This is a genomic window from Pseudomonas sp. 3-2 (assembly GCF_019710535.1).
GTDB classification, from domain to species: domain Bacteria; phylum Pseudomonadota; class Gammaproteobacteria; order Pseudomonadales; family Pseudomonadaceae; genus Aquipseudomonas; species Aquipseudomonas pharyngis.
Genome location: NZ_CP081200.1, coordinates 659,030 through 683,528, shown reverse-complemented (window position 1 = coordinate 683,528; position 24,499 = coordinate 659,030). Strand labels below are relative to the sequence as shown.

19 protein-coding genes are annotated in these 24,499 nt (G+C 62.5%); 16 read left to right on the top strand and 3 right to left on the bottom strand.

The window, feature by feature from the left end; genetic code table 11:
• The first annotated feature begins 4 nt into the window (after nucleotides 1-4).
• The 14 genes from K3819_RS02970 (at nucleotide 5) to ureC (ending at nucleotide 13,133) form a co-directional block, all read left to right on the top strand.
• The gene (locus K3819_RS02970) at nucleotides 5-793 is read left to right on the top strand and encodes an ABC transporter ATP-binding protein (RefSeq protein WP_221398598.1); all 789 of its coding nucleotides are present in this window, start codon (nucleotides 5-7) and stop codon (nucleotides 791-793) included.
• Nucleotides 790-1,737 (top strand): ABC transporter substrate-binding protein, encoded by a 948-nt coding sequence (locus tag K3819_RS02965; protein WP_085611028.1) that lies wholly within the window; start codon nucleotides 790-792, stop codon nucleotides 1,735-1,737. The genes K3819_RS02970 and K3819_RS02965 overlap by 4 nt, the downstream gene beginning before the upstream one ends.
• A complete protein-coding gene (locus K3819_RS02960) occupies nucleotides 1,734-2,744 on the top strand; it encodes an iron ABC transporter permease (protein WP_221398597.1) in 1,011 nt (336 codons plus the stop codon). Before K3819_RS02965 ends, K3819_RS02960 begins: the two co-directional genes overlap by 4 nt.
• A gap of 205 nt (nucleotides 2,745-2,949) precedes the next feature.
• A complete protein-coding gene (gene urtA, locus K3819_RS02955) occupies nucleotides 2,950-4,215 on the top strand; it encodes an urea ABC transporter substrate-binding protein (protein ID WP_011332239.1) in 1,266 nt (421 codons plus the stop codon).
• Nucleotides 4,216-4,372: 157 nt separating this feature from the next.
• The gene (urtB, locus tag K3819_RS02950; protein WP_221398596.1) at nucleotides 4,373-5,875 is read left to right on the top strand and encodes an urea ABC transporter permease subunit UrtB; all 1,503 of its coding nucleotides are present in this window, start codon (nucleotides 4,373-4,375) and stop codon (nucleotides 5,873-5,875) included.
• Nucleotides 5,875-6,954 carry an urea ABC transporter permease subunit UrtC gene (urtC, locus tag K3819_RS02945; protein ID WP_039766758.1) on the top strand — a complete coding sequence of 360 codons (1,080 nt, stop codon included), beginning with the start codon at nucleotides 5,875-5,877 and terminating at the stop codon, nucleotides 6,952-6,954. The genes urtB and urtC overlap by 1 nt, the downstream gene beginning before the upstream one ends.
• On the top strand, nucleotides 6,951-7,820 hold the full coding sequence (gene urtD / locus K3819_RS02940; protein WP_221398595.1) for an urea ABC transporter ATP-binding protein UrtD: 870 nt from the start codon (nucleotides 6,951-6,953) through the stop codon (nucleotides 7,818-7,820). Before urtC ends, urtD begins: the two co-directional genes overlap by 4 nt.
• A gap of 134 nt (nucleotides 7,821-7,954) precedes the next feature.
• On the top strand, nucleotides 7,955-8,653 hold the full coding sequence (gene urtE / locus K3819_RS02935; protein WP_039766753.1) for an urea ABC transporter ATP-binding subunit UrtE: 699 nt from the start codon (nucleotides 7,955-7,957) through the stop codon (nucleotides 8,651-8,653).
• A gap of 43 nt (nucleotides 8,654-8,696) precedes the next feature.
• Nucleotides 8,697-9,536: an urease accessory protein UreD gene (locus tag K3819_RS02930; protein ID WP_221398594.1), complete on the top strand. Its 840-nt coding sequence runs from the start codon at nucleotides 8,697-8,699 to the stop codon at nucleotides 9,534-9,536.
• A gap of 33 nt (nucleotides 9,537-9,569) precedes the next feature.
• The gene (gene ureA, locus K3819_RS02925; protein ID WP_039766748.1) at nucleotides 9,570-9,872 is read left to right on the top strand and encodes an urease subunit gamma; all 303 of its coding nucleotides are present in this window, start codon (nucleotides 9,570-9,572) and stop codon (nucleotides 9,870-9,872) included.
• Nucleotides 9,873-9,881: 9 nt separating this feature from the next.
• On the top strand, nucleotides 9,882-10,415 hold the full coding sequence (locus K3819_RS02920; protein ID WP_007950603.1) for a GNAT family N-acetyltransferase: 534 nt from the start codon (nucleotides 9,882-9,884) through the stop codon (nucleotides 10,413-10,415).
• A 5-nt stretch (nucleotides 10,416-10,420) separates the two neighbouring features.
• Nucleotides 10,421-10,954: a GNAT family N-acetyltransferase gene (locus K3819_RS02915; protein ID WP_039766745.1), complete on the top strand. Its 534-nt coding sequence runs from the start codon at nucleotides 10,421-10,423 to the stop codon at nucleotides 10,952-10,954.
• Nucleotides 10,954-11,259, top strand: a complete 306-nt coding sequence (locus K3819_RS02910) for an urease subunit beta (RefSeq protein WP_085611034.1) — start codon at nucleotides 10,954-10,956, stop codon at nucleotides 11,257-11,259. Before K3819_RS02915 ends, K3819_RS02910 begins: the two co-directional genes overlap by 1 nt.
• A gap of 173 nt (nucleotides 11,260-11,432) precedes the next feature.
• Nucleotides 11,433-13,133, top strand: a complete 1,701-nt coding sequence (gene ureC, locus K3819_RS02905) for an urease subunit alpha (protein WP_085685440.1) — start codon at nucleotides 11,433-11,435, stop codon at nucleotides 13,131-13,133.
• A gap of 49 nt (nucleotides 13,134-13,182) precedes the next feature.
• Here ureC and K3819_RS02900 read toward each other — a convergent pair whose 3' ends face one another.
• Entirely contained in the window at nucleotides 13,183-20,232 is a 7,050-nt protein-coding gene (locus tag K3819_RS02900) for an NEL-type E3 ubiquitin ligase domain-containing protein (protein ID WP_221398593.1), read from the bottom strand.
• Between the two features lie 178 nt (nucleotides 20,233-20,410).
• On the opposite strand from K3819_RS02900, the gene K3819_RS02895 reads away from it, so the two are divergent.
• The gene (locus K3819_RS02895; RefSeq protein WP_221398592.1) at nucleotides 20,411-21,538 is read left to right on the top strand and encodes a sensor histidine kinase; all 1,128 of its coding nucleotides are present in this window, start codon (nucleotides 20,411-20,413) and stop codon (nucleotides 21,536-21,538) included.
• Nucleotides 21,539-21,542: 4 nt separating this feature from the next.
• Here the strand turns inward: K3819_RS02895 and K3819_RS02890 are convergent, their stop codons facing one another.
• Complete coding sequence (locus tag K3819_RS02890; RefSeq protein ID WP_074689662.1) at nucleotides 21,543-21,848, bottom strand: chaperone modulator CbpM; 306 nt, start codon at nucleotides 21,846-21,848, stop codon at nucleotides 21,543-21,545.
• Nucleotides 21,849-21,871: 23 nt separating this feature from the next.
• Nucleotides 21,872-22,822, bottom strand: a complete 951-nt coding sequence (locus tag K3819_RS02885) for a DnaJ C-terminal domain-containing protein (RefSeq protein ID WP_064600657.1) — start codon at nucleotides 22,820-22,822, stop codon at nucleotides 21,872-21,874.
• A gap of 292 nt (nucleotides 22,823-23,114) precedes the next feature.
• Between K3819_RS02885 and K3819_RS02880 the strand changes: the two genes are divergently transcribed.
• Nucleotides 23,115-24,389: an Hsp70 family protein gene (locus K3819_RS02880; RefSeq protein WP_221398591.1), complete on the top strand. Its 1,275-nt coding sequence runs from the start codon at nucleotides 23,115-23,117 to the stop codon at nucleotides 24,387-24,389.
• Nucleotides 24,390-24,499: the final 110 nt, after the last annotated feature.

Here is a 24,499-nt window from a genome sequence, read left to right as displayed (position 1 = left end):
CGAAATGACCTCACTGTCCCTCACCCATCTCGCCTGGACACCCCTGGGCCACGGCCACTGCCATCACCAGTTCCAGCTGCGTGACGCCTCGTTGCAAGTGGCCGCCGGGGAGTTCGTCGGGTTGATCGGGCCCAATGGCAGCGGCAAGACCAGCCTGTTGCGCTGCGCCTATCGCTTCAGTCAGCCGGAACACGGTGAGGTCAGACTCGATCACTACAACGTGTGGAAGCAATCCTCGCGCTGGTGTGCGCAACGCATCGCCGTGGTGCTGCAGGAATTCCCCGACACCTTCGGCCTGACCGTCGAGGAAGTGGTCGCCATGGGCCGTACACCGCACAAAGGCCTGTTCGACGGCGACACGCTGGAAGACCGCCACCTCGCCACCCAGGCCCTCAAATCCGTGGGCCTCGACGGCTTCGAAGATCACGCGTTCGCCACGCTGTCCGGTGGAGAAAAACAGCGGGTGATCCTCGCCCGGGCCCTGACCCAGCAACCGCAACTGCTGATCCTCGACGAGCCGACCAACCACCTCGATCCGCGTTATCAACTTGAACTGCTGCAACTGGTCAAGCGTTTGCAGATCGGCACCCTGGCGAGCATCCACGATCTGAACCTCGCCGCCGCGTTCTGCGACCGTTTGTATGTGATCAACCACGGCCGGATCGTCGCCAGCGGCACGCCGCAAGAAGTGCTCACCGTCGAACTGCTGCGCGACGTATTCGGCGTCGAAGCATTGATCGATTCCCACCCCCTCCACGGCTACCCGCGAATCACCTGGATAACCCGACCATGACTGTGCGCTCCCTGCTTTGCCTCGCCCTGTTGCTGGGCACCACCCACGCCTTCGCCGAGGCGACGAAGTACCCGCTGACGATCCACAGCTGCAACCGTGAAGTGACCTTCAAGGAAGCGCCGAAGCATGCGGTCAGCCACGACATCAACATGACCCAGATGATGCTCGCCCTCGGCCTCAAGTCGAAGATGGCCGGCTACAGCGGCGTCAGTGGCTGGAAATCGGTAACGCCTGAAATGCAGTCGCTGCTCGACGGTTTGCCGGAGCTGGCGGCCAAGTACCCCTCGGTGGAAACCCTGCTCAACGCCAACGTCGATTTCTTCTTCGCCGGCTGGGATTACGGCATGCGCGTCGGTGGCGATCTCACGCCGCAGACCCTGCAACCGCTGGGCATCCATGTGTATGAACTGACCGAGTCCTGCGCCTTCGTGATGAAGCGCCCGGCCGCCACGCTGGACGACACCTACAACGACCTGCGCAACCTCGGAAAGATTTTCGACGTGCAGGATCGCGCCAACGCGCTGATCGCCGACATGCAAAGTCAGGTCGCCGACATCCGCAAAGACCTGCCTGCGGAAAAACCCCGGGTGTTCCTGTACGACAGCGGCGAAGACCGCGCCATGACCTCCGGCCGCCTCGGCATGCCGCAGGCGCTGATCGACGCCGCCGGCGGGCGCAACGTTCTCGATGACGTCGAAGCGAGCTGGACCCGAGTCAACTGGGAAACCGTGGTCGAGCGCAATCCGCAGGTGATCGTCATCGTCGATTACAGTGAAATCACCGCCGAGCAGAAGATTGAATTCCTGCTGAAGAACAAGGCCCTGCAATCGGTGGACGCGATCAAGAACCAGCGCTTCATCGTCATCCCTTACGTGCAGGCCACGCCGGGGATCGACAACGTGCTGGCGGTGGAAACCCTGGCCAAAGGTTTCCACGGCGAATGATCGATCGTCGCTATGCGCTGCTACTGATCGCCCTCGGTGCCGTGCTGCTGGTGTCGTGCGTGGTGTCGCTGGGCTTCGGCCCGGCGCGGGTGCCGGTGGACGTGGTGTGGCGGATTCTACTGCACAAACTGTTCGGCCTCGGTGTGGCGGACTGGAGCGCCGGCCAGGAACACATCGTCTGGCTGATTCGTGTGCCGCGCATGCTGCTCGGTGCATTGGTCGGTGCCGGGCTGGCGCTGATCGGCGCGGTGCTGCAAGCGGTGACGCGCAATCCGCTGGCCGATCCACACCTGCTTGGCGTCACCTCCGGTGCCACGCTCGGTGCAGTGATCGTGGTGCTGCACATCGGCGAAATCGTCGGCCTGCTGACCTTGCCGATCGCCGCGTTCATCGGCGCGCTGTTGAGCATGTTTCTGGTGCTGGGCATCGCCAACCGCCAGGGTCGGCTGGACAGTGATCGTCTGCTGCTGTGCGGCGTGGCGGTGTCGTTCGTGATGATGGCGATCGCCAACCTCCTGCTGTTCATGGGCGATCATCGCGCCAGCTCGGCGGTGATGTTCTGGATGCTCGGCGGCCTGGGTCTGGCGCGCTGGGAGTTGTTGGCGGTGCCGGCGCTCAGTGTGTTGCTCGGACTGATTCTGCTGATCGGCATGGCCCGCCCGCTGAACGCCTTGATGGCCGGCGAACAGACCGCCGTCACCCTCGGCCTGAATGCCCGGGCGGTGCGCCTGCGGGTGTTCGTGATCGCTTCGCTGATGACCGGAGTGCTGGTGTCGATCAGTGGCTCCATCGGTTTTGTCGGGCTGATGGTGCCGCACATTGCCCGGCGCCTGATCGGTGCCGAGCATCGGCGTCTGCTGCCGGTGTGCGTGTTGCTCGGCAGCGTTTTCCTCGTCTGGGTGGACGTCGCCGCCCGCACGTTGATCGCCCCCGAAGACTTGCCCATCGGCGTTGCCACCGCAGCCCTCGGCGGGCTGTTCTTCATCGGCCTGATGCGCCGTCGCTGAACCCTGGGGGCGCGCCCCAATTTGGCGCGCCCCGCTGCACCTTTGCATGCAACACGTCCCCTCATGGTGCGCCGACTCAACGCGCGACCGCTCTAAACCGACATTTCCCTGCCCAAACCCGACCGGGCACAGCCCTTGCAAAACAGCCTTCAGTCGTTCGCATCTGCCAACCATAAAAAACTTTAACGTTCATGGAGATCGCACAATGAAGCGTCGCAGTTTGATCAAGGCTTTCACACTCACGGCATCGATTGCCGCGATGGGCATGACCTGGACCGTACAGGCCGCCGAGACCATCAAGGTCGGGATTCTGCATTCGTTGTCCGGCACCATGGCGATCTCCGAAACGTCGCTCAAGGACATGGCGTTGATGACCATCGACGAGATCAACGCCAAGGGCGGGGTGAACGGCAAGATGCTTGAACCGGTGGTGGTCGACCCGGCGTCGAACTGGCCGCTGTTCGCGGAAAAGGGCCGCCAGTTGCTGACCCAGGACAAGGTCGCGGTGGTGTTTGGTTGCTGGACCTCGGTGTCGCGCAAATCGGTGCTGCCGGTGTTCGAAGAGCTCAACGGCCTGCTGTTCTACCCGGTGCAATACGAAGGTGAAGAGATGTCGCCGAACGTGTTCTACACCGGCGCCGCGCCGAACCAGCAAGCGATCCCGGCGGTTGAATACCTGATGAGCGAAGAAGGCGGCAGTGCCAAGCGCTACTTCCTGCTTGGCACCGATTACGTGTACCCGCGCACCACCAACAAGATCCTGCGCTCGTTCCTGCACTCCAAAGGCGTAGCGGATAAAGACATCGAAGAGGTCTACACCCCGTTCGGCCACAGCGACTATCAAACCATCGTCGCCAACATCAAAAAATTCTCGGCCGGCGGCAAGACCGCTGTGATCTCCACCGTCAACGGCGACTCCAACGTGCCGTTCTACAAAGAGCTGGCCAACCAGGGCCTGAAGGCGACCGACGTACCGGTGGTGGCGTTCTCGGTGGGCGAAGAAGAACTGCGCGGCATCGACACCAAGCCGCTGGTGGGCAACCTCGCGGCATGGAACTACTTCGAGTCGGTGGAGAACCCGGTGAACAAGAAGTTCGTCGATGACTGGAAAGCCTACGCGAAGAAACACAACCTGCCGGGCGCCGACAAGGCCGTGACCAACGACCCGATGGAAGCCACTTACGTCGGCATCCACATGTGGGCGCAGGCGGCGGAGAAAGCCAAATCCACCGACGTCGACAAGGTCCGCGAAGCCCTCGGCGGCCAGACCTTCGCCGCGCCGTCGGGCTACACCCTGACCATGGACAAGACCAATCACCACCTGCACAAACCGGTGATGATCGGCGAGATCCAGAGCGACGGTCAGTTCAACGTCGTGTGGCAGACCGAAGGGCCGATCCGTGCGCAGCCGTGGAGCCCGTTCATTCCGGGTAATGACAAGAAGCCGGAGTATGCGGTGAAGAGCAACTGAGTTAACCCGCTCAACCTGATCGTTCCCACGTCGAGGCGTCGAACCGTCTGCGTGGGAATGCCTCAATGGACGCTCTGCGTCCGCTTTTGGGACGCGGAGCGTCCCGGGCTGCATTCCCACGCGGAGCGTGGGAACGATCAATACAGGAACGCCCGTTATGCCCACTGCCCTTTACCGCTTGATCCTGGCCCTCGCACTTTTGCTGCCGATGGCCACCCATGCAGGCGACGCCGAAGACTTCGTCGCCGCCAACCCGACGCAACAGGCCAGACTGCTGGAAGCCTGGGCCGCGCAGCCCGATCCGGCGCGTGTCGAACTGATCAACGCCCTGCAACAAGGCGAACTGACCGTCGACGGCCAACCCAAGACCCTGCGCCTGAACAATCGCCTGCGGGGTCTGATCGACACTGCACTGGCCAGCCACCAATTGCTCGCCGCCGACGCCAAAACCCGTCTGAGCGCCGCGCAGCAATTGCAGAAAAGCGCCAAACCGGCGCAGCTGAAATTCCTCGACCGGCAACTGGCTGGCGAACAAGACGAAAGCGTCCACGCCGCCCTGAGCCTGGCGCTGGCCAACCTGCAACTGGTCGACACCGACCCGGCGGTGCGCCTGGCGGCCGTGCGTCTGCTCGGTGAAACCGGCGACCCATTGGCCCGTACTCGCCTCGAAGGTTTGCTCGAACCTGGCGTCGAAACCGATGCCAATGTGCGCACCGCCGCCGAAACCAGCCTCGCCCAGGTCAAGCGCAAACTGCTGATCGGCGAACTGCTCGGCCAGGCCTTCAGCGGCATGTCCCTCGGTTCGATTCTGTTGCTCGCGGCGCTGGGTCTGGCGATCACTTTCGGCCTGCTCGGCGTGATCAACATGGCCCACGGCGAGATGCTGATGCTCGGCGCCTACTCGACCTACGTGGTGCAGTTGATGTTCCAGCGCTACGCGCCGCAGGCCATCGAGTTCTATCCTCTGATTGCGCTGCCGGTGGCGTTCTTCGTCACCGCCGCCATCGGCATGGCCCTGGAACGCACGGTGATCCGTCACCTCTACGGTCGACCACTGGAAACCCTGCTCGCCACCTGGGGCATCAGCCTGATGCTGATTCAGCTGGTGCGTCTGGTGTTCGGTGCGCAGAACGTGGAAGTGGCGAACCCGGCGTGGCTGTCCGGCGGGATTCAGGTGTTGCCGAATCTGGTGCTGCCGTACAACCGCATCGTGATCATCGCGTTTGCGTTGTTCGTGGTGGTGCTGACCTGGCTGCTGCTGAACAAGACCCGCCTGGGTCTGAACGTGCGTGCCGTCACCCAGAACCGCAACATGGCCGCCTGTTGCGGCGTGCCCACCGGGCGCGTCGACATGCTCGCCTTCGGCCTCGGCTCGGGCATCGCCGGGCTCGGTGGCGTGGCGCTGAGCCAGATCGGCAACGTCGGCCCGGACCTCGGCCAGAGCTACATCATCGACTCGTTCCTGGTGGTGGTGCTCGGCGGCGTCGGGCAACTGGCCGGCAGCGTGTTCGCCGCGTTCGGCCTGGGCATCGCCAACAAGATTCTCGAACCGCAGATCGGTGCGGTGCTCGGCAAGATCCTGATCCTCGCGCTGATCATTCTGTTCATCCAGAAACGTCCGCAAGGCCTCTTCGCACTGAAAGGACGGGTGATCGACTGATGAACCAGCCTCTACTAGTCACGGCCACACAAAAGGCCGGCCCGAAAGTCACCCTCGCCATCGGCGCGGTGGTGCTCGCCTTGCTGATCGCCCTGCCTCTGCTGTCGCTGTTGCCGGCGGACAGCTCGCTGCATGTTTCGGCCTACACCCTGACGCTGGTGGGCAAGATTCTCTGCTACGCCATCGTCGCCCTGGCACTGGATCTGGTCTGGGGTTACGCCGGTCTCCTGTCGCTGGGCCACGGTCTGTTCTTCGCCCTCGGCGGTTATGCGATGGGCATGTACCTGATGCGCCAGGCTGCCGGCGATGGCTTGCCGGCGTTCATGACCTTCCTGTCGTGGACCGAGTTGCCGTGGTACTGGAGCGGCACCGGCAGCTTCCTCTGGGCGATGTGCCTGGTGGTGTTGGCGCCGGGGTTGCTGGCGCTGGTGTTCGGTTTTTTCGCCTTCCGCTCAAGGATCAAGGGCGTGTATTTCTCGATCATGACCCAGGCCCTGACCTTCGCCGGGATGCTGCTGTTTTTCCGCAACGAGACCGGCTTCGGCGGCAACAACGGCTTCACCAATTTCCGCACGATCCTCGGTTTCGGTATCACCGAACCGGGCACTCGCGCGGTGCTGTTTCTGGCGACGGTGCTGTTGTTGGTGGCGAGCCTGTTCATCGGCTGGCGGCTGGCGCGCAGCAAGTTCGGCCGGGTTCTGACCGCGTTGCGTGACGCGGAAAATCGCCTGATGTTCTGCGGCTACGACCCGCGCGGCTTCAAGCTGTTCGTCTGGGTGTTGAGTGCGGTGTTGTGTGGTCTGGCCGGTGCGTTGTACGTACCGCAGGTGGGGATCATCAACCCGAGCGAAATGTCGCCGACCAACTCGATCGAAGCCGCTGTGTGGGTGGCCCTTGGCGGACGCGGCACCTTGATCGGCCCGCTGCTCGGTGCCGGCGTGGTCAACGGCATGAAGAGCTGGTTCACCGTAGCGTTCCCCGAATACTGGCTGTTCTTCCTCGGCGCGCTGTTCATCGTCGTGACGTTGTACCTGCCCAAGGGCGTGATCGGTCTGCTGAAGAAACGAGGTGAATCATGAGAGTCACGGCGAGCGCTGAATTCATGCTGGAACCGGCCTTTTTCCCGGTGGAACCGAACAGGGACGAAGGCACCAGCCGCGACTCGATCGGCCTCGGGCAACGCGTCGGTCCGGGCCTCGATACCCGTCACGGCACGATCCTGACGCTGGAAGACATCAGCGTCAGCTTCGACGGCTTCCGCGCGCTGAACAATCTGAACCTGTACATCGGCGTCGGCGAACTGCGCTGCATCATCGGCCCCAACGGCGCGGGCAAGACCACGCTGATGGACGTGATCACCGGCAAGACCCGCCCGAGTCATGGCAAGGCGTGGTTCGGCGAAACCCTCGACCTGACGCAGATGAGCGAAGTGCAGATCGCCCAGGCCGGCATCGGGCGCAAGTTCCAGAAACCGACGGTGTTCGAAGCACTGAGCGTGTTCGAAAACCTGGAGCTGGCACAGAAAACCGACAAGTCGGTGTGGGCCAGCCTGCGGGCAAAGTTGAGCGGCGAGCAGAAAGACCGGATCAGCGAAGTGCTCGACACCATTCGCCTGACCACCTCGGTCAATCGTCCGGCAGGGCTGCTGTCCCACGGGCAGAAACAGTTTCTGGAAATCGGCATGTTGCTGATGCAGGACCCGCAACTGCTGCTGCTCGATGAACCGGTGGCCGGCATGACCGACGCCGAAACCGAGTTCACTGCCGAGCTGTTCAAGTCGCTGGCAGGCAAGCATTCGCTGATGGTGGTGGAACACGACATGGGCTTCGTCGGCTCGATTGCCGACCACGTCACGGTGTTGCATCAGGGCAGCGTGCTGGCCGAGGGATCGCTGGAGCAGGTGCAGGACAACGAGCGCGTGATCGAAGTCTATCTCGGCCGCTGAAACTGCAAACACCTTTCCAATGTGGGAGCGGGCTTGCTCGCGAATGCGGTGTGTCATTCAAAGTTGATGGTGACTGATCTACCGCATTCGCGAGCAAGCCCGCTCCCACAGGGGGATTTGAGGAGAACTTGAACATGCTGCAAGTCGACAAGCTGCACCAGTACTACGGCGGTAGCCACATCCTGCGCGGCCTGAGCTTTGACGTGAAGGTCGGCGAAGTGACCTGCCTGCTCGGCCGTAACGGCGTAGGCAAGACCACGTTGCTCAAATGCCTGATGGGCCTGTTGCCGGCCAAAGAAGGCGCGGTGAACTGGGAAGGCCAACCGATCACCACGTTCAAGCCGCATCAACGGGTGCACGCGGGGATCGCCTACGTGCCGCAGGGACGGGAGATTTTCGGCCGGCTGACCGTGGAAGAAAACCTGCTGATGGGTCTGTCGCGTTTCCCCGGCAGCGAAGCCAAAGAGGTTCCGGCGTTCATCTACGAGCTGTTCCCGGTGCTGCTGCAAATGAAACAGCGGCGCGGTGGTGACTTGTCCGGTGGCCAGCAACAACAACTCGCCATCGGCCGCGCACTGGCCAGCCGTCCGCGTCTGCTGATCCTCGACGAGCCCACCGAAGGCATCCAGCCGTCGGTAATCAAGGAAATCGGCGCGGTGATCAAAAAACTCGCCGCCCGTGGCGACATGGCGATTCTGCTGGTGGAGCAGTTCTACGATTTCGCCGCCGAACTGGCCGATCAGTACCTGGTGATGTCCCGGGGCGAGATCGTGCAGCAGGGCCGTGGCGAAAATATGGAAGCCGAAGGCGTACGCGGGCTGGTGACTATTTGAGGTTACGGTCTAATCTGTAGCGTCCTAACGATAATCAGAAAACATGAACTTACCTGTTGCGACTGCCCTGTTTACCCCGAGCTGGCACGCCGAGCTGGAGCTGGCGTACGCCCGCTTCGGCGATTGCACGCGGCCGACCCGACGCCGGCACCTCGGCCCGTTGCGGGTGCAAAAGCATCTGTACGCCGAAGGCCCAGAGGTCTGTCAGCACATCATCGTCCACCCGCCGGGCGGGATTGCCGGCGGCGACCGGCTCGACATCAGCGCCCGCGTTGAGCAAGACGCCTGGGCACAGATCACCAGCCCCGGCGCGGCCAAGTGGTATCGCGCGGCGGGGCCCGCCTATCAGTCGCTGAACCTGCATGTCGCTGATGGCGCGACACTGGAATGGCTGCCCCAGGAAACCATCGTTTACAGCGCCGCCCAGGCGGAACTCACGACTTCGATTGAGCTTAAAGGCGATGCGCGACTGTTTTACTGGGACGTGGTAGCGCTGGGTCGTCCGGCCAGTGGCGAGCGCTTTGACCTCGGGCATTTCCAGGCGCATCTGGATATTCGCCGTGATGGGCGGTTGTTGTGGCATGAGCGCCAGCGCATCGTTGGCGATGACGGCTTGCTCGATTCGCCGATTGGTCTCGATGGCAGTCCGGTGTTTGCGACGTTGCTGGTGACCGGCGAAATCGATGCCGAACTGCTGGAGCGCTGCCGCTCGCTGGGGCATGAAGTGCGAGGGGATCTGACGCAGTTGCCCGGTCTGTTGGTCGCACGTTGCCTGGCCAGTGAAGCGTTGCTGGCGCGAGCCTGGCTGATCGATCTGTGGCGTTTGCTCAGACCTGCGCTGCTCGGCCGCGAAGCCCTGCCCCCCCGAATCTGGAACACCTGATTTTCTTCAACTGCCGACAATGGATTTCAAACGATGGACCTGACCCCACGCGAAAAAGACAAGCTGCTGATCTTCACCGCCGGCCTCGTGGCCGAGCGGCGACTGGCCCGTGGCGTGAAGCTCAACTACCCGGAAGCCATGGCCTACATCTCGGCGGCGCTGCTCGAAGGCGCCCGTGACGGCCAGACCGTGGCCGAACTGATGCACTACGGCACCACCCTGCTGACCCGCGATCAGGTGATGGAAGGCATCCCGGAAATGATCCCGGAGATCCAGGTCGAAGCGACGTTTCCCGACGGCACCAAACTGGTCACCGTCCATCAACCGATCGTCTGAGGCCGCGCCATGACCTACACCATCCGCGATGCCCTGCACGCCGACCTGCCGGCGATCCGCGACATCTACAACGACGCCGTGCTCAACACCACGGCGATCTGGAATGAATCCGCCGTCGACCTCGGCAACCGTCAGGCGTGGTTCAGCGCACGTCAGGCCCAAGGCTATCCGATCCTGGTGATCGTCGACGCCGACAACACCACCCTCGGCTACGCTTCGTTCGGTGACTGGCGACCGTTCGACGGTTTCCGCCACACCGTCGAGCACTCGGTCTACGTGCGCAGCGACCAGCGCGGCAACGGTCTCGGCCCGCAACTGATGACCGCACTGATCGAACGCGCGAAAACCTGCGACAAACACGTCATGGTCGCCGCCATCGAGAGCGGCAACGCCGCATCGATCCGCCTGCACGAGCGCGCCGGTTTCATCACCACCGGGCAGATGCCGCAAGTCGGCACCAAGTTCGGCCGCTGGCTCGACCTGACTTTCATGCAACTGACCCTCAATCCTGGCGCGGAGCCGCCGCCCGCCCACAAGGAGTGACACCGATGAACCCCGCCCAACTGCGACGCGTCAATGCTGAAAGTTTTGCGCACTATCGTCAGGGCCTGATCGACCTGCTGCTCGACGCCGTGGGGTATGGCGCCAGCGTCGGTTTCATGGCCGACCTCGATGCCACTCAGGCACGCGCCTATTTCGACGACGTGCAGGACAACCTGAACAAGGGCAACGTGTTGCTGTGGGTGGTGGTCAAGGACGAACAGGTGCAGGCCAGCGTCCAGTTGAGCCTGTGCCAGAAGGCCAACGGCCTGAACCGCGCCGAGGTGCAGAAATTGCTGGTGCGTGAACACGCCCGGCGGCGCGGCCTCGGCCAGCAGTTGATGCAAGCGCTGGAACAGACCGCGCGTCAGTACAAGCGCGGCATGCTTTACCTCGACACCGAGGCCGGCTCCCCCGCCGAAGATTTCTACAAGGCCCTGGGTTACACCCGCGCCGGGGAAATCCCCGACTACGCCTGCGACCCGAACGGCACCTATCGCCCGACGGCCCTCTATTACAAAGTCCTGCAAGGAGCGAACTGATGATTCCCGGCGAATACCGGATCCAGCCCGGCGATATCGAACTCAATGTCGGTCGCCGCACCGTCAGCCTGAAAGTGGCGAACAGCGGCGACCGGCCGATCCAGGTCGGCTCGCACTACCATTTTTTCGAGACCAACGACGCCCTGACCTTCGACCGCGACGCCAGCCGTGGCATGCGCCTGAACATTCCGGCGGGCACCGCCGTGCGCTTCGAGCCGGGGCAGAGCCGCGAGGTGGAACTGGTGGATTACGCCGGGCACCGGCGGGTGTTCGGGTTTGCCGGGCGGGTCATGGGTGACCTCTGAATTTATACCGTTTGCGTGGGCCCCTTCGTCGGATCGCCGCCCGGACCAAGCCCGCTCCCACATTAGCCTGCATTCCAACTGAAGAAACCCGATCAAATGTGGGAGCGGGCTAGCTCGCGAATCTGTGAGCGAAGCGAACAGTCTCAAAAACAATTGAATCTCAAGGCATGCGCATGAAAATCTCGAGACAAGCCTACGCCGACATGTTCGGCCCCACCGTCGGCGACAAGGTGCGCCTGGCCGACACCGAGCTGTGGATCGAAGTCGAACAGGACTTCACCACCTACGGCGAAGAAGTGAAATTCGGCGGCGGCAAAGTGATCCGTGACGGCCAGGGCCAGAGCCAGTTGCTGGCGGCCGAAGTGGTCGACACCGTCATCACCAATGCGCTGATCATCGACCACTGGGGCATCGTCAAGGCCGACGTCGGCCTCAAGGACGGGCGCATCGCCGCCATCGGCAAGGCCGGCAACCCGGACGTGCAGCCCGGCGTGACCATCGCCATCGGCGCCAGCAGCGAAGTGATCGCCGGCGAAGGCATGATCCTCACCGCCGGCGGCATCGACACCCACATCCACTTCATCTGCCCGCAGCAAATCGAAGAAGCGCTGATGAGCGGCGTCACCACCATGATCGGCGGCGGCACCGGTCCGGCCACCGGCACCAATGCCACGACCTGCACTTCGGGGCCGTGGCACCTGGCGCGGATGCTCCAGGCGGCGGACGCGTTCCCGATGAACATCGGCCTCACCGGCAAGGGCAACGCCAGCCTGCCGGAACCGCTGATCGAACAGGTCAAGGCCGGCGCCATCGGCCTCAAGCTGCACGAAGACTGGGGTACCACCCCGGCGAGCATCGACAACTGCCTGAGCGTCGCCGACCAGTACGACGTGCAGGTGGCGATCCACACCGACACCCTCAACGAGTCCGGTTTCGTCGAAACCACCCTCGGCGCGTTCAAGGGTCGCACCATTCACACTTACCACACCGAAGGGGCCGGTGGCGGCCACGCACCGGACATCATCAAGGCCTGCGGATTCGCCAACGTGCTGCCGAGCTCGACCAACCCGACCCGGCCGTTCACCCGCAACACCATCGACGAACACCTCGACATGCTGATGGTCTGCCACCACCTCGACCCGAGCATTGCCGAAGACGTGGCGTTCGCCGAGAGTCGCATCCGCCGCGAAACCATTGCCGCCGAAGACATCCTGCATGACCTCGGCGCGTTCTCGATGATCAGCTCCGACAGCCAGGCCATGGGCCGCGTCGGCGAAGTCATCACGCGCACCTGGCAGACCGCCGACAAGATGAAAAAGCAGCGCGGCCCGCTCGCGCAGGACGGCGAAGGCAACGACAACTTCCGCGCCAAACGCTACATCGCCAAGTACACGATCAACCCGGCGATTACCCATGGCATCAGCCATGAAGTGGGTTCGGTGGAAGTCGGCAAGTGGGCCGACCTGGTGCTCTGGCGCCCGGCGTTCTTCGGCGTGAAACCGACGCTGATCCTCAAGGGCGGCGCCATCGCCGCCAGCCTGATGGGCGACGCCAACGCCTCGATCCCGACCCCGCAACCGGTGCACTACCGCCCGATGTTCGCCAGCTACGGTGGCTCGCTGCACGCCACCAGCCTGACCTTCATCAGCCAGGCGGCGCAGGCGTCGGGACTGCCCGAAGCGTTGGGCCTGAAGAAGAAAATCGCCGTGGTCAAAGGCTGCCGCGACGTGCAGAAAACCGACCTGATCCACAACGATTACCTGCCGAACATCGACGTCGACCCGCAGACCTATCAGGTCAAGGCCGACGGCGTGCTGCTCTGGTGTGAACCGGCCGAAACCCTGCCGATGGCGCAGCGTTACTTTCTGTTCTGAGACAAAGCCTCGGTCGTCGAAGTGTTCGACGACCGGGGCTGGCGGCGCCTCAGCGGGTTGAGGTGTCCATCAAATAGCGCGAAGGGCCGGGCTGCTCGTCGTCGAGCGCGACCACCACCGGTTCACCGGTTTCCAGGCGCGACAGGGCAATCAGTTGCTGATTGCGCTCAATGCTGCGTTCAACTTCAAGCATCTGTACCGCCTCCTGGTAAGCCGTGCTGGTCACGTCGTCATATTGATCCTCAAGGCGTTGCAGCTTTTCATCTGCGCTGCGCTTGAGCGCGCCGAGTTCGTCCGGATACTTCTCGTTCAAGTACTGCACCCAGTAATCGCGGCTGATCAGTTCTTCATAGAAGCGCTCGCCTTTTTCCGCCTTCACGACCGCATCACGCGCGGTCGCCAGCGCCTCCCCTCTGAGCGGTCGGGCGAAGCGCATATGGCCGGGTTGCCCCGGCAATTGCAGGCCGTCCTCCCAGCCGGAGGTCAGGCCGATCCGATACTGCAGGCGCACTTCCGCAGGATCCGCATCACGGCCCATGCTGCGCGCGGCCAGTTTTTCCACCTCGCCCAGGCGGAACAGCTGACGCGACAGGTCGAGCAAGGCACGCCCCTTGACCGCCAGGCCCGGAGGCAGGTAGCGCAAGGCGTTGTACTCGAACACCTTGACCTCGATTTCACTGAACCCCAGGGTGCGTCCATCGACGCAGGTCGTGTGCGTGGTGGCCATGGAAAACAGCGTATCGCGCAGTTCCTGACTGTTATTTGCCGCCTCGACAACCTCCCACACCCGGCGTGTCAGGTCAGCGCGAAACACCCGGAACTCCTCGGTGTCCGGCATCCGCGAAAGCAGATGGAAGAACGCTCCGTTATCAGGCTCCGCTGCCAGCCGCTGCCACATGGCCCGACAGCGTACGGCATCCTCTTGCGGAAGGTTTTCAATCCACGGTGTCGCTTGCAGTTCGAGGACACTTTCGGCGAGTGTCGGCACCACTTCATCCGGTTCCACATCACTTTCGCTCCCCGTGTCTTCACCCCCGCTCTCGGTGGTGCTGTCCATGTCATCGATCATCCGGTCGATCTCGGCATACGTCAGCCCCAGCACATCGTCACGTCCATGGGCATCGGCGTATTCACGCAGACGGATCAGGCTTTGCTGCGAGATTTCGAAGTTATCCGACAGATTGCTGCCGGCAATCAGTGCAGCATGGGTGCCGTCATACAACTCGGACGGAATCGAGGTTATTTCATTGCTGCTCAAGTCGACCGCCTGCAGACGCGGGGCTCGCAGCAGTCCCTCCGGCCACACAGTGAGCAGGTTGTCACGCAGGTCCAGCCGTTCCAGTCGCTGCAGACGGTCGATGCGCAGGGTACGCAGGCCGTTATGGCTGAGATCCAGCCACCGCAGTTGCGGCAGGCCCTCGAGCGTTTGATCCAGCGCTTCGGAATCCACGAGACCGGTGAGCGACAGTTCCAGTCGTTCCAGTTGCAGCATGTGCCCGACAGGCTCAGGGATAGCCAGCAAGTGATTGCCGCTCAGATTGAGTCGGCGCAATTGCGTGAAGGCACGGAGGAAAGCACTGGAGCCATTGGTGGTGAGCTTGACTCCCGAGAGGTTCAGGGTGCGCACCGCCGCGAATGTTTGGTCCAGTGCGGGCAGGTCGCCCACCTGCAGACCGTCAAGGTTGAGTTCTCGGTCAGACATGCCATTCCAGTCGACGGTACTTTCACGCCAGCACTCCATGATGCGGCGGGCGGCGAGCTGTCGGGTGCGCGACGACACGACCCAATCCATGCCTCGGGTTTCATGGGTGAACAGCCAATCGTTCAGACGCCGCGTCAGCGCCTCGAATGCCTGCTCCCATGCATTGATCCGTGCACCGATCTGCACCTCGGTCAGCCCTGCGCCTCGCATCCGCTCAATCGTCTGCTGCGCCTGCGCCTCTTCGAACGAGGGGCACAGGCGCTGGATGCGCGAGCCCCACCCGCCAGGCCCCAAATCTGCCGGACGCGGCGCAAGCGGCAGTAACCGCCGGGCGATCACCGAGCCGCTTTCGGCGGGCGGCGTACGATGGCGCGGCTCTTCCAGTGCAAAGCGTTGCAACGACCCCGGCAACAGGCCTCTGGCGTCTTCGATGCGCTGGCGCGCGGTTGCCAGCGCCACTTTGGCCTGCGCATTCAGCGGGGTCCCGGCGAGGCTGGTATCGAGCAACAAGTCATCACGCCCCAGCAACACCTGCGGCAGCGAGGTCAACCGGCTGTCGCTGAGATCCAGCCAGGTCAGTTCCGGCAGCAACTCCGCCCCCACTGGCCATTCGCGCAGGGCCGTTGCACTCAGGTCCAGAGCCTTCAGGCGATTCATGCCGCGCACGTCGATACTGCTCAGCGGGTTGCCATGCAGGTTCAGGGTTTCGAGTGCCGGCAGATCGCTTGAATCGAGCGGCAGTTCTGCCAGGCCACAATCGCTCAGATCGAGGGTATCGACCCCGCAGAAGGTACAGATGAAACGGCGCAACTGCTCGACCGGGGCCTGCAATCCGGGCAGTTGCAGACTTCTGACATGGTTGAACCCGTCAGCCGAGAGCGTCGGCAGGCTGTCCAGCGGTGAGCCTGGAATATCCAGCACCGTGGCATCATTGGGCAGGCTGACATACAAGTTGTAGAACACGCTTTCGGTACGCGCGCCGTAGCGCTGGAACAACCCGCTGCGCCAACTGGCTTTCAGCGCCTCGGCCACCGCCGCGCGTGCAGCACCACCGTTGGAGGCCGTTGGATCGGAACCGATCCACTCCTCAAGCCGGTCAAGTTCACTGAACTGCTCGCTCAAGGTTTCGATCGCGGCAAACCGGCTGCCGACATCCGTCCATTGCGCCTTGAACCCCGTATTCAAGACATCCGGAAGACTCCTTTCCATGCCGACAAAACGCTTGAGCTCACCGCGACAATAGTCTGCGACCATTTCGTCCAGATCGATAAGGTGCCGAGGCTGACTCCGAACGAATTCGTAGATCGGCTTGAACACCCGGCGCGGGAACTTCGACCAGTCCAGTGACAGGCCGGACAACAGCCGCTGATGGCCCTCATAGATTTCCATCGGCAGGGTGTTGATTGCCGTTGATCGCAGGTTCAGGCGCTCCAGCCGTGGCAAATCCAGAACACCGTGTGGCCATTGGTGCATCTGCGGACTGCCGATTTCCAGCCTGCGCAGTTGGCGCATGCCGCCGACGTCGAGGGTCATGGGCACCACCGGGCTCATGCCCCCGGAGGAACAGCGCAGCTCCAGCTCTTCAAGCCGGGTCAGCTCCCGAAGTCGCGACGCCACCTGTCCGGTAATCGGTGTGGAGAGTCTCAGGCGTGTCATCTGGCGCAGCGTCTTCAACGTCGCGAGCACTTTGTCGAACTCCGCAATGCTCGAGGTCAGGGACAGTTTCTCGACATTGGGAAACGCCGAAAGCGTATCGCTGACCACCGGCGCCTGCAGCGTCAGCTCTCTGACATGCGTAAAGTCTGCGGTCAATGACGGCAGCGGCACTTCACTGATCAGCGTCAGGCGAGCCGCCAGCGGATCATGTTCGGCCAACGGCGCATTTCGCCAGCACTCCTTGATGTTCTGCACCACGCTGACGAACTCGTCAGGGGTCGTGCGCAGGCGCAGGTTTTGCGACGTCAGCCATTGCTCGAGGGTTGTTTCCAGTTCTCGCCACTCGCCCAACCGGTTGTTGAGCAAATGAAAGATCTGCTGATCGCTCTTGCCCAGACGCCACTGTTCAAGAATGAAGCCGCGAGCCTGCACGTCGGTCAACTGCGGGTAGACGCTCTGGACATGAGCCGTCAACGCCGGACTGGGTCCTGGCCCATCACCATTGGCGGGATAGCCAAGCAGTCTGGGAGCAATGCGTTGCGGGGGTTTGAACCATGGTTGTTCGGCGCTGCGTGCACGCAGAATCCGGGCCGATTCACTGCGCTCGGTGAAAGCCCGTTCGATGATCGCAGCTTGCAGATCGACGCTCTGCCCAACATTCGGCAGCCCCAATGCATGACGCGCCTGATCGGGCAAGGCATGCATCAGCGAGGCGTAAAAGTTGTCGCCCCGATGGGGAATACTGTTGAGCGGTTCGCCACGCTCATTGGCGGCCTGCCAGGCATCTGCGTACTTGACCAGATACTTGCGTGTGCTGGCCGTTTCGCTGCCGATGGCATCCAGCATCGGGCCGCCGATACTGCCTTCACGTATTTCCAGACGCACGTCATCGGACCAGCCTGGCAAGCGGCGCAACGTCTGCAAGGCCAGATGGCGGCTGTCGGGCGAAGCCATGGTTTCACTGCGCAACCCGGCCAGAGCACGGGTCAGGCGCCCCTCCCCGCCATACCAGCGGGCGAGCTCCTGCAAATGCAGCGGGACCGTTGCCGCGCTTTCCAGGCGCGCCAGCTCCGCGGCGTCGGCCTGCTCCAGAGCGGCGACGGCCGCACGCTCGGTCAGGCCGGGTACGGCGCGTTGCAGCCTTGCAGTCCTGGGCTCCACAGGTCCGCCCTCCTTGAGAAGGCTGCTGAAGAGCGCGGGCTGTTGCGCGCTGGCGAAGTCGGCAATCTGTCTTGAGAACTCTCGGGCCCGGGTCTGCCGAACACGAGCAGGCTCGCCGCCCAGCAGGTGAACCGTCTCCGCCTCATCCAGCGTCGCGAGTATTCGGGTCGGCAACGCACCGCTCAGCACTTCGGCCCGGCTGACCCGGATCGGCGCCTTGCCGCCGCGCTGCGTCCCGTAACGGATGGTACGCCCCGAGAAATCAGAACTGTCGTAGATCTGTAGCTGGCGCCCGAACGGCCAGCGTGGCATGTCGGGAAGCAGCGGCAACAGATGCATGAATCGACTGTCGACTGCCTGAGTACCGGCTGCCTGCTCGACGATCGATCCGGCATCGCGCTCGGCGTTGAACAGTTGCATGGCATCCGTCAGTTCAGGTGGCGGCAAGGCGTGGTCCAGGTGCATCTTGCGCAACGCGTTGTCACTGACACCGGCGATATCGGCCATCGTCAATAATTGCTCGTCAGCAAACGCGTCAGTGCTGTGGCCGATACGCCGCAACAGCGTCAACCGGTTCCAGTCCTGCGGGCGCTCCAGAGTATGCCGCCATGCGCCGGCGCCGTTGTGCGTCAAGGGCGGCTGATAGGCCTGCGGATCGCTCGGATGCTGGATGCGCCAGGCTTTGAGCGACTCGTCGTAAATCTGCTGATAAGTCTTGCCATCGAGGCGTATGCAGGTTTTTTCTCCCGACTCGTACTGCCCCAGCGCATTCAGTACAGCATTCTCGTCCAGTGTGACCGGACTCTCGTAGCCACTCAGATCAGGCCTCCACAAGCGAGTCGTGCCGTCCGGCATTTCCACCTGGTGCAGGTCCTCGATGACCGGTGTCGATCGGGCGGCGGTCAGCCGGGCGAGCCCTTTGCCGGCGCCCGCCATCAAGGCAATCAACGCCAGATTCTGCGCGACATCGATCAGATGCGCCTTGGCGGCCTTGCGATCACCCTCACTCCACTCGATGGCGCCTTCAAGGGTTTCTTCGAACAGTTGCGCGGCCATCACCGCCATCATCACTTCACCCAATACCGGCACGAACATCGAGACGCCCATCAGCACCAGCTTGCCGATGTTCAACAATGTGGCGAGCTTCTCCGAGCGCACTTTGGCGTCGACATCCGCTGTGGACACGGCATGGCTGCGGGCATCGGCGATCAAACGGTCGCGATGCTGCTCGAACTGGTAACCCCACAGATCGATGTTTTCCGACCAGATCCCGCCGCCCTTGCGCGACAGGTCAACCGGGTTCAAATACGGATCTGCGTTCGGCACCTGCTCGACCGGCGGCGCAGGCGGCAACTCGTGAATGCCGGTCAGTGCCGCGTTGATGGGATTGAGTGCCTTGAAAAACTCATTGAGCAGCGGCTCGTAAGGAGCGAGTCTTTGCGAAAACGTGCGGTTCGGCGTGTCGTCGGTGAACTGGCCGAAGTAGTGCGGTCGGTCGGCATACGCGACGAACTGGCTGAAAAACCGCTGGTAGCTATTGGGTTCTGCAGGATGAGCCTGAGTCGCATCGGACGCGGTGAACCGCTGCTTGAACATCGCTGCGATTTCCCGCCCCTTGTAGCGTTTGAGCGGATGGTAGGGATCCCCCGGGATGTACAGGATCGAGTCGTCACTGGAACGATATTTCTCGCAGATCGTGAACATCACGCAGCCGGTCATGCGCCGGCCCATCAGGCCCAGATCACGGAACCAGATCTGCCGCTGGCCCTGACGCGGTGCCAGTTCGCCGTTGAGGATCGAACGAATCGAGGCGTAGTCCTCGTGTCCGATGTCACCTTTGACCAACGCCAGTTCTGCCGCCGCATGCATAGCGCTTTTATGCGCGTCGATGAATTTGTCGCGCAGTTCCTGTTCGGCGACCGCGTCCCGGTGGTGCAGGAAATCCTTGAGGTAAGCCTGATATTTCGCACCGATGTCCAGCGAACGGCACAGACTAGTGAACTGCTCGACCGTCAGCGGTGTGTTCAATGGCGCAAGCGTGCCGGATGTCGAGGTTTCACGGCGAAATCCCGACGTTTCATGGAAGGCGCCACTTTTACATTCACGGTTTTCGAAGTTGTGCAGCGCCGCTTGCAGCAAAGGCTGTTTCAAGACTTCGAAGAAGCCGATGTCGATGGCAAAAATCCCCACCTCCACCGGTTTGTTCAGTACCAGCCAGGTCTTGTTGACGTCCAGCGTCACGTTGAACCGGTCCTTGAGGGCCTTGATGAGCAACGGCGCGGCGAAACTGTCGATGTCCTGGAGGGTCGACATGGCCTTATCCAGAGATGCCTGGGCGGCGAGGCTGGCGGTTACGGCATCCCCTACAGCCTTGCGTTGATCGCGTGATGCGCGCCGGTACCAGTCCGGCGTAGCGGAATCGGCATTTTTCAGGGCCTGGCGCTGGTTTGGCGATGCATTGATCAACCACTGCGGGCTGGACTGCTGAAGAAAATCAGCGTGCAGACTTTGCGTCACGACCGTCACCCGCGGCGCTGCTGCGGTGTCCGGCGAAGGTGGGGCGACAGGCAATTCAAACATGGTTTCGCTCCTTGAAATGGAGCAAAAGCAGACCACGGCGACGCTCTGCGAGTGTGGTACATAGGTCTCGCAACACGACATCCTGTCAGCAGAAATTTCAAGCCCGAGCGGCGCTTTCATTCCCGCGCAAAGAGACTAATATTCGAACGCCCCGCCTTGAATTTCCAGGAACCCGGACATGCGTTTATCCGAATTTATCCGGCAACATGCAGATCGCATCGTCGAGGAGTGGGAACAGTTCGCCAGGACCATCACCCCGGCGGCCGAGACCATGGACAGGGCAGCGCTGCGCGATCATGCCAGAGAGATTCTGTTGGCCGCCGCACGCGATATGGACACCGCGCAGACCGCCAGCGAGCAGATTGCCAAAGCCAAAGGCGAAGGCCCGGAAAAAACCCCGAGCCTGGACGAGGCCGGCGCCAGCCACGGTGAGTTGCGGCATACAGTGGGCTTCGACCTGGTGCAGATGACGTCCGAGTTCCGCCATTTGCGCGCCTGTGTGATCCGCCTCTGGGTCGACAGCCTGGAATCGCCCGACATGGCGTATTTTCAGGACATGATCCGTTTCAACGAAGCCATCGATGAAGCCCTGGCCGAATCGACGGCTGCCTACGCCGAGCAGGTTGCTCATTCACGGGATATCTTTCTCGCGATCCTCGGCCATGACCTGCGCGCGCCTTTGCAAGCGGTGACCATGTCGATCGAACTGCTGATGCGCAAGACCGCGTTACAGGACGATGCCCTTCAGTGCGCCCTCAACATCAAGCAGGGTTCGCGGCACATGGCGGCGATGGTCAGCGACCTGCTGGAACTGGTGCGCAGCCGCCTGGGCAAGAGCCTGCCGATCGAACCGGCGCCGATGGACCTGGCCGACGCGGCCCGCGCGGCCATCGCCGAAGCCTGCGCCGGTAATCCGGAAAGTGATCCGACACTGAAAACCGAGGGTGACACCCGTGGCAACTGGGACGCCGGACGGATCGATCAACTGCTGCAGAATCTGATCGGCAATGCCTTGCAGCATGGGTCTGATCCGCGCGAAGTGATCGTGACGTTGAAGGGAGAAGCCAGGCACGTGCTGCTGACCGTGCACAACTGCGGCAACCCCATTCCCGCAGAAGCCATCGGCACGATTTTCGATCCATTGGTGCGCAGTGCCGACGAAGAACTCGGCCAGCCGTCGACCAGCCTCGGTCTGGGCCTGTTCATCATCAAGGAAGTGGTGACCGCCCACGGCGGGGCGATCGAAGTCAGTTCAAGCGAAGCCGACGGAACACTGTTCAGCGTGACGCTGCCCAGACAGATTTGAAACGCTACTCGACCACCAGCCGCGCCAGACGCTGACGGAGCATGCGGTTCTCGGATCGCAACTCCTGCACTTCTTCCAGCAGGTCCAGCGCCAGGGCGACGCCTTCCCATTCCAGCTCCAGGTCGCGCCGCAGCTTGGCGGCGCGTTTGGCCAGGGTCAGTTCGTAGTCGGTGAAGCGCCATTCCCTGGGCTGCGCGCCCTGAGGTTCGAGGATGCCGTGCTCGACGATTTCGATCACGTAGACGTCCGACAGGTCGGCCGCCTCACAGAATTCTGCCATGTCCAGTTGAACGATCAGGGGGCTGCTCATGATGGGCTACTCCGTCGTCAGTATCAGAAGTTCTCTCGCGGGTTGAAGGCGGCCTTCTTCGCCAGTTCCTGCCACAGCGCCTTGACGTCATCGCCGTTGGCTTTGGGCATCACGGCCTTGAGCTGGACGAACAGATAACCGCGCTCGCCCGCCTTGTTCTGCAGACCGTGGCCCTTGGCGCGCATGCGCTGGCCGTTCTGGCTGCCGGCCGGCACCTTGAGGTTGATCTTGCCGGTCAGGGTCGGCACGGCCACTTCGGCGCCCAGCGCCAGCTCCCACGGTGCCAACGGCAAGGTGATGATCAGGTTTTCGCCTTCAACGTCGAATTTCGGGTGCGGCGCGAAACGGATGGTCAGGTACAGATCGCCATTGGCGCCGCCACCGATGCCCGGTGCGCCCTGGCCCTTGAGGCGGATACGCTCGCCGTCGGCCACGCCGGCCGGGATCTTCACGTTCAGGCTCTTGCTGGTGTTGCTGACATGCTGGCCCGAACCGTTGTATTGCGGGACCTGGAAGCTGATCTTTTTCGATTCGTTCGAAAGCGTCTCTTCCAGAAAGATCGGCAGTTCCAGTTCCACGTCTTGCCCTCGCCGTCCGGCGCTGCGGGATTGCCGGCCAGCGCCGCCACCGAAACCGGGGCCGCGATTGCCGAAGATCGAACTGAAGAAGTCCGAGAAGTCACCGGTGTCGCCACCGCCGCCACCAAAGCCGCCACGGCTCTGCCAGCCCGGCGGCCCCTGAAACGGCTGACCGTGCTGGCCATAACGACGCAGTTCGTCGTATTCGGCGCGCTTGTCGGCGCTTTTCAGCGCTTCATAGGCTTCCGAGGCGTCCTTGAACTTGGCCTCGGCGTCCTTTTCCTTGCTGACATCGGGGTGGTATTTGCGCGCCAGCTTGCGATAGGCAGCCTTGATCGCCTTGTCGTCAGCCGTCGGCTCCACGCCGAGTATCTTGTAATAGTCTTTGAAGTCCATCGAAGGAATCACCATCCGTTATCGATTTCGCGCCGATGCCAGCATGCGCCGATTCGCACGTGCCGGGTTGACCGATCTCAAGGTTGTGACCGGGTGGCGCAGCAGAAGTTTATCGGCAGTGGACGGCGGTTCTTGCGACCGCCGGTATGTCTGCCGGCCCATGCCAGCAAGTTTGGGGCAAAGCGCCGAGTTTCAAGCAAGCTTAGTCGTGAAATAGCAGATGACCGGCCTTCGAATCTGTCGCGCACTGACATACACTGCGCGGCCGTTTTTTGACCGGAACCGAAAGACCATGAAAGACGCCTCTCCGGCCCGTGCCTGCGGCATCGACTTCGGCACGTCCAACTCCACCGTCGGCTGGCTGCGCCCCGGCATGGAAACGATGATCGCGCTGGAAGACGACAAGATCACCCTGCCGTCGGTGGTCTTTTTCAACATCGAAGAGCGCCGTCCGGTTTACGGCCGTCTGGCGCTGCACGAATACCTGGAAGGCTACGAAGGCCGGCTGATGCGCTCGCTCAAGAGCCTGCTGGGTTCCAAGCTGATCAAGCACGACACCAGCGTCCTCGGCACCGCGATGCCGTTCAAGGACTTGCTCGGGCTGTTCATCGGCCAGCTCAAGAGCCGCGCCGAAGCGACCGCCGGTCGTGAGTTCGAGCAAGTGGTGCTGGGCCGTCCGGTGTTCTTCGTCGACGACGATCCGCTGGCCGACCAGGAAGCCGAGGACACCCTGGTGGAAGTGGCACGCAAGCTCGGCTTCAAGGACGTGTCGTTCCAGTACGAGCCGATTGCCGCGGCCTTCGACTACGAGTCGACCATCGAAAAGGAAGAGCTGGTCCTGATCGTCGACATCGGCGGTGGTACCTCGGACTTCTCGCTGGTGCGCCTGTCGCCCGAACGTCGTGGTGTGGATAACCGCCACGACGACATCCTCGCCACCGGCGGCGTGCACATCGGCGGGACCGACTTCGACAAACAGCTGAGCCTGCAGGGCCTTATGCCGCTGTTCGGCTACGGCAGCCGCATGAAAAGCGGCGCGTTCATGCCGACCAGCCACCACATGAACCTGGCGACCTGGCACACCATCAACTCGGTGTACTCGCAGAAATCGACCCTGGCCCTGGGCAGCATGCGCTACGACATCGAGGACACCGGCGGCATCGACCGTCTGTTCAAGCTGATCGAACAGCGCGCCGGGCACTGGCTGGCGATGGAAGTGGAAGAAACCAAGATCCACCTGACCCACAACGACAGTCGCCATGTGCCGCTGGATCGCATCGAGTCGGGCCTGAGCGTGGAACTGACCCGGGCATTGTTCGAGTCGGCCATCGAGTCGCAGCTCGAGCGCGTGCGCGGCAGCGTCACCCAATTGTTGGCCGACGCCAATGTGGCGGTGGGTCAGGTCGATACGGTGTTCTTCACCGGCGGTTCCAGCGGCATCCCGGCACTGCGCAACAGCGTCTCGGCGATGCTGCCGAACGCGCGGCATGTGGAAGGGAACATCTTTGGCAGCATTGGTAGCGGTCTGGCGATTGAAGCCATGAAACGTTACGGCTCGGTGAACTGATCCAAAAGCGGCGGTGCGCCCTTCGCGAGCAAGCCCGCTCCACAGGTTCAGTGTGATCCTGTGGGAGCGGGCTTGCTCGCGAAAGGGCCAGTTCAGACGCTGGAAGTCTG

What these genes read in the sequence shown, in the direction of transcription:
- K3819_RS02970 (WP_221398598.1), top strand. Translation starts at nt 5, where the DNA reads ATGACCTCACTGTCCCTCACCCATCTCGCCTGGACACCCCTGGGCCAC.
- K3819_RS02965 (WP_085611028.1), top strand. Translation starts at nt 790, where the DNA reads ATGACTGTGCGCTCCCTGCTTTGCCTCGCCCTGTTGCTGGGCACCACC.
- K3819_RS02960 (WP_221398597.1), top strand. Translation starts at nt 1,734, where the DNA reads ATGATCGATCGTCGCTATGCGCTGCTACTGATCGCCCTCGGTGCCGTG.
- urtA (WP_011332239.1), top strand. Translation starts at nt 2,950, where the DNA reads ATGAAGCGTCGCAGTTTGATCAAGGCTTTCACACTCACGGCATCGATT.
- urtB (WP_221398596.1), top strand. Translation starts at nt 4,373, where the DNA reads ATGCCCACTGCCCTTTACCGCTTGATCCTGGCCCTCGCACTTTTGCTG.
- urtC (WP_039766758.1), top strand. Translation starts at nt 5,875, where the DNA reads ATGAACCAGCCTCTACTAGTCACGGCCACACAAAAGGCCGGCCCGAAA.
- urtD (WP_221398595.1), top strand. Translation starts at nt 6,951, where the DNA reads ATGAGAGTCACGGCGAGCGCTGAATTCATGCTGGAACCGGCCTTTTTC.
- urtE (WP_039766753.1), top strand. Translation starts at nt 7,955, where the DNA reads ATGCTGCAAGTCGACAAGCTGCACCAGTACTACGGCGGTAGCCACATC.
- K3819_RS02930 (WP_221398594.1), top strand. Translation starts at nt 8,697, where the DNA reads ATGAACTTACCTGTTGCGACTGCCCTGTTTACCCCGAGCTGGCACGCC.
- ureA (WP_039766748.1), top strand. Translation starts at nt 9,570, where the DNA reads ATGGACCTGACCCCACGCGAAAAAGACAAGCTGCTGATCTTCACCGCC.
- K3819_RS02920 (WP_007950603.1), top strand. Translation starts at nt 9,882, where the DNA reads ATGACCTACACCATCCGCGATGCCCTGCACGCCGACCTGCCGGCGATC.
- K3819_RS02915 (WP_039766745.1), top strand. Translation starts at nt 10,421, where the DNA reads ATGAACCCCGCCCAACTGCGACGCGTCAATGCTGAAAGTTTTGCGCAC.
- K3819_RS02910 (WP_085611034.1), top strand. Translation starts at nt 10,954, where the DNA reads ATGATTCCCGGCGAATACCGGATCCAGCCCGGCGATATCGAACTCAAT.
- ureC (WP_085685440.1), top strand. Translation starts at nt 11,433, where the DNA reads ATGAAAATCTCGAGACAAGCCTACGCCGACATGTTCGGCCCCACCGTC.
- K3819_RS02900 (WP_221398593.1), bottom strand. Translation starts at nt 20,232, where the DNA reads ATGTTTGAATTGCCTGTCGCCCCACCTTCGCCGGACACCGCAGCAGCG.
- K3819_RS02895 (WP_221398592.1), top strand. Translation starts at nt 20,411, where the DNA reads ATGCGTTTATCCGAATTTATCCGGCAACATGCAGATCGCATCGTCGAG.
- K3819_RS02890 (WP_074689662.1), bottom strand. Translation starts at nt 21,848, where the DNA reads ATGAGCAGCCCCCTGATCGTTCAACTGGACATGGCAGAATTCTGTGAG.
- K3819_RS02885 (WP_064600657.1), bottom strand. Translation starts at nt 22,822, where the DNA reads ATGGACTTCAAAGACTATTACAAGATACTCGGCGTGGAGCCGACGGCT.
- K3819_RS02880 (WP_221398591.1), top strand. Translation starts at nt 23,115, where the DNA reads ATGAAAGACGCCTCTCCGGCCCGTGCCTGCGGCATCGACTTCGGCACG.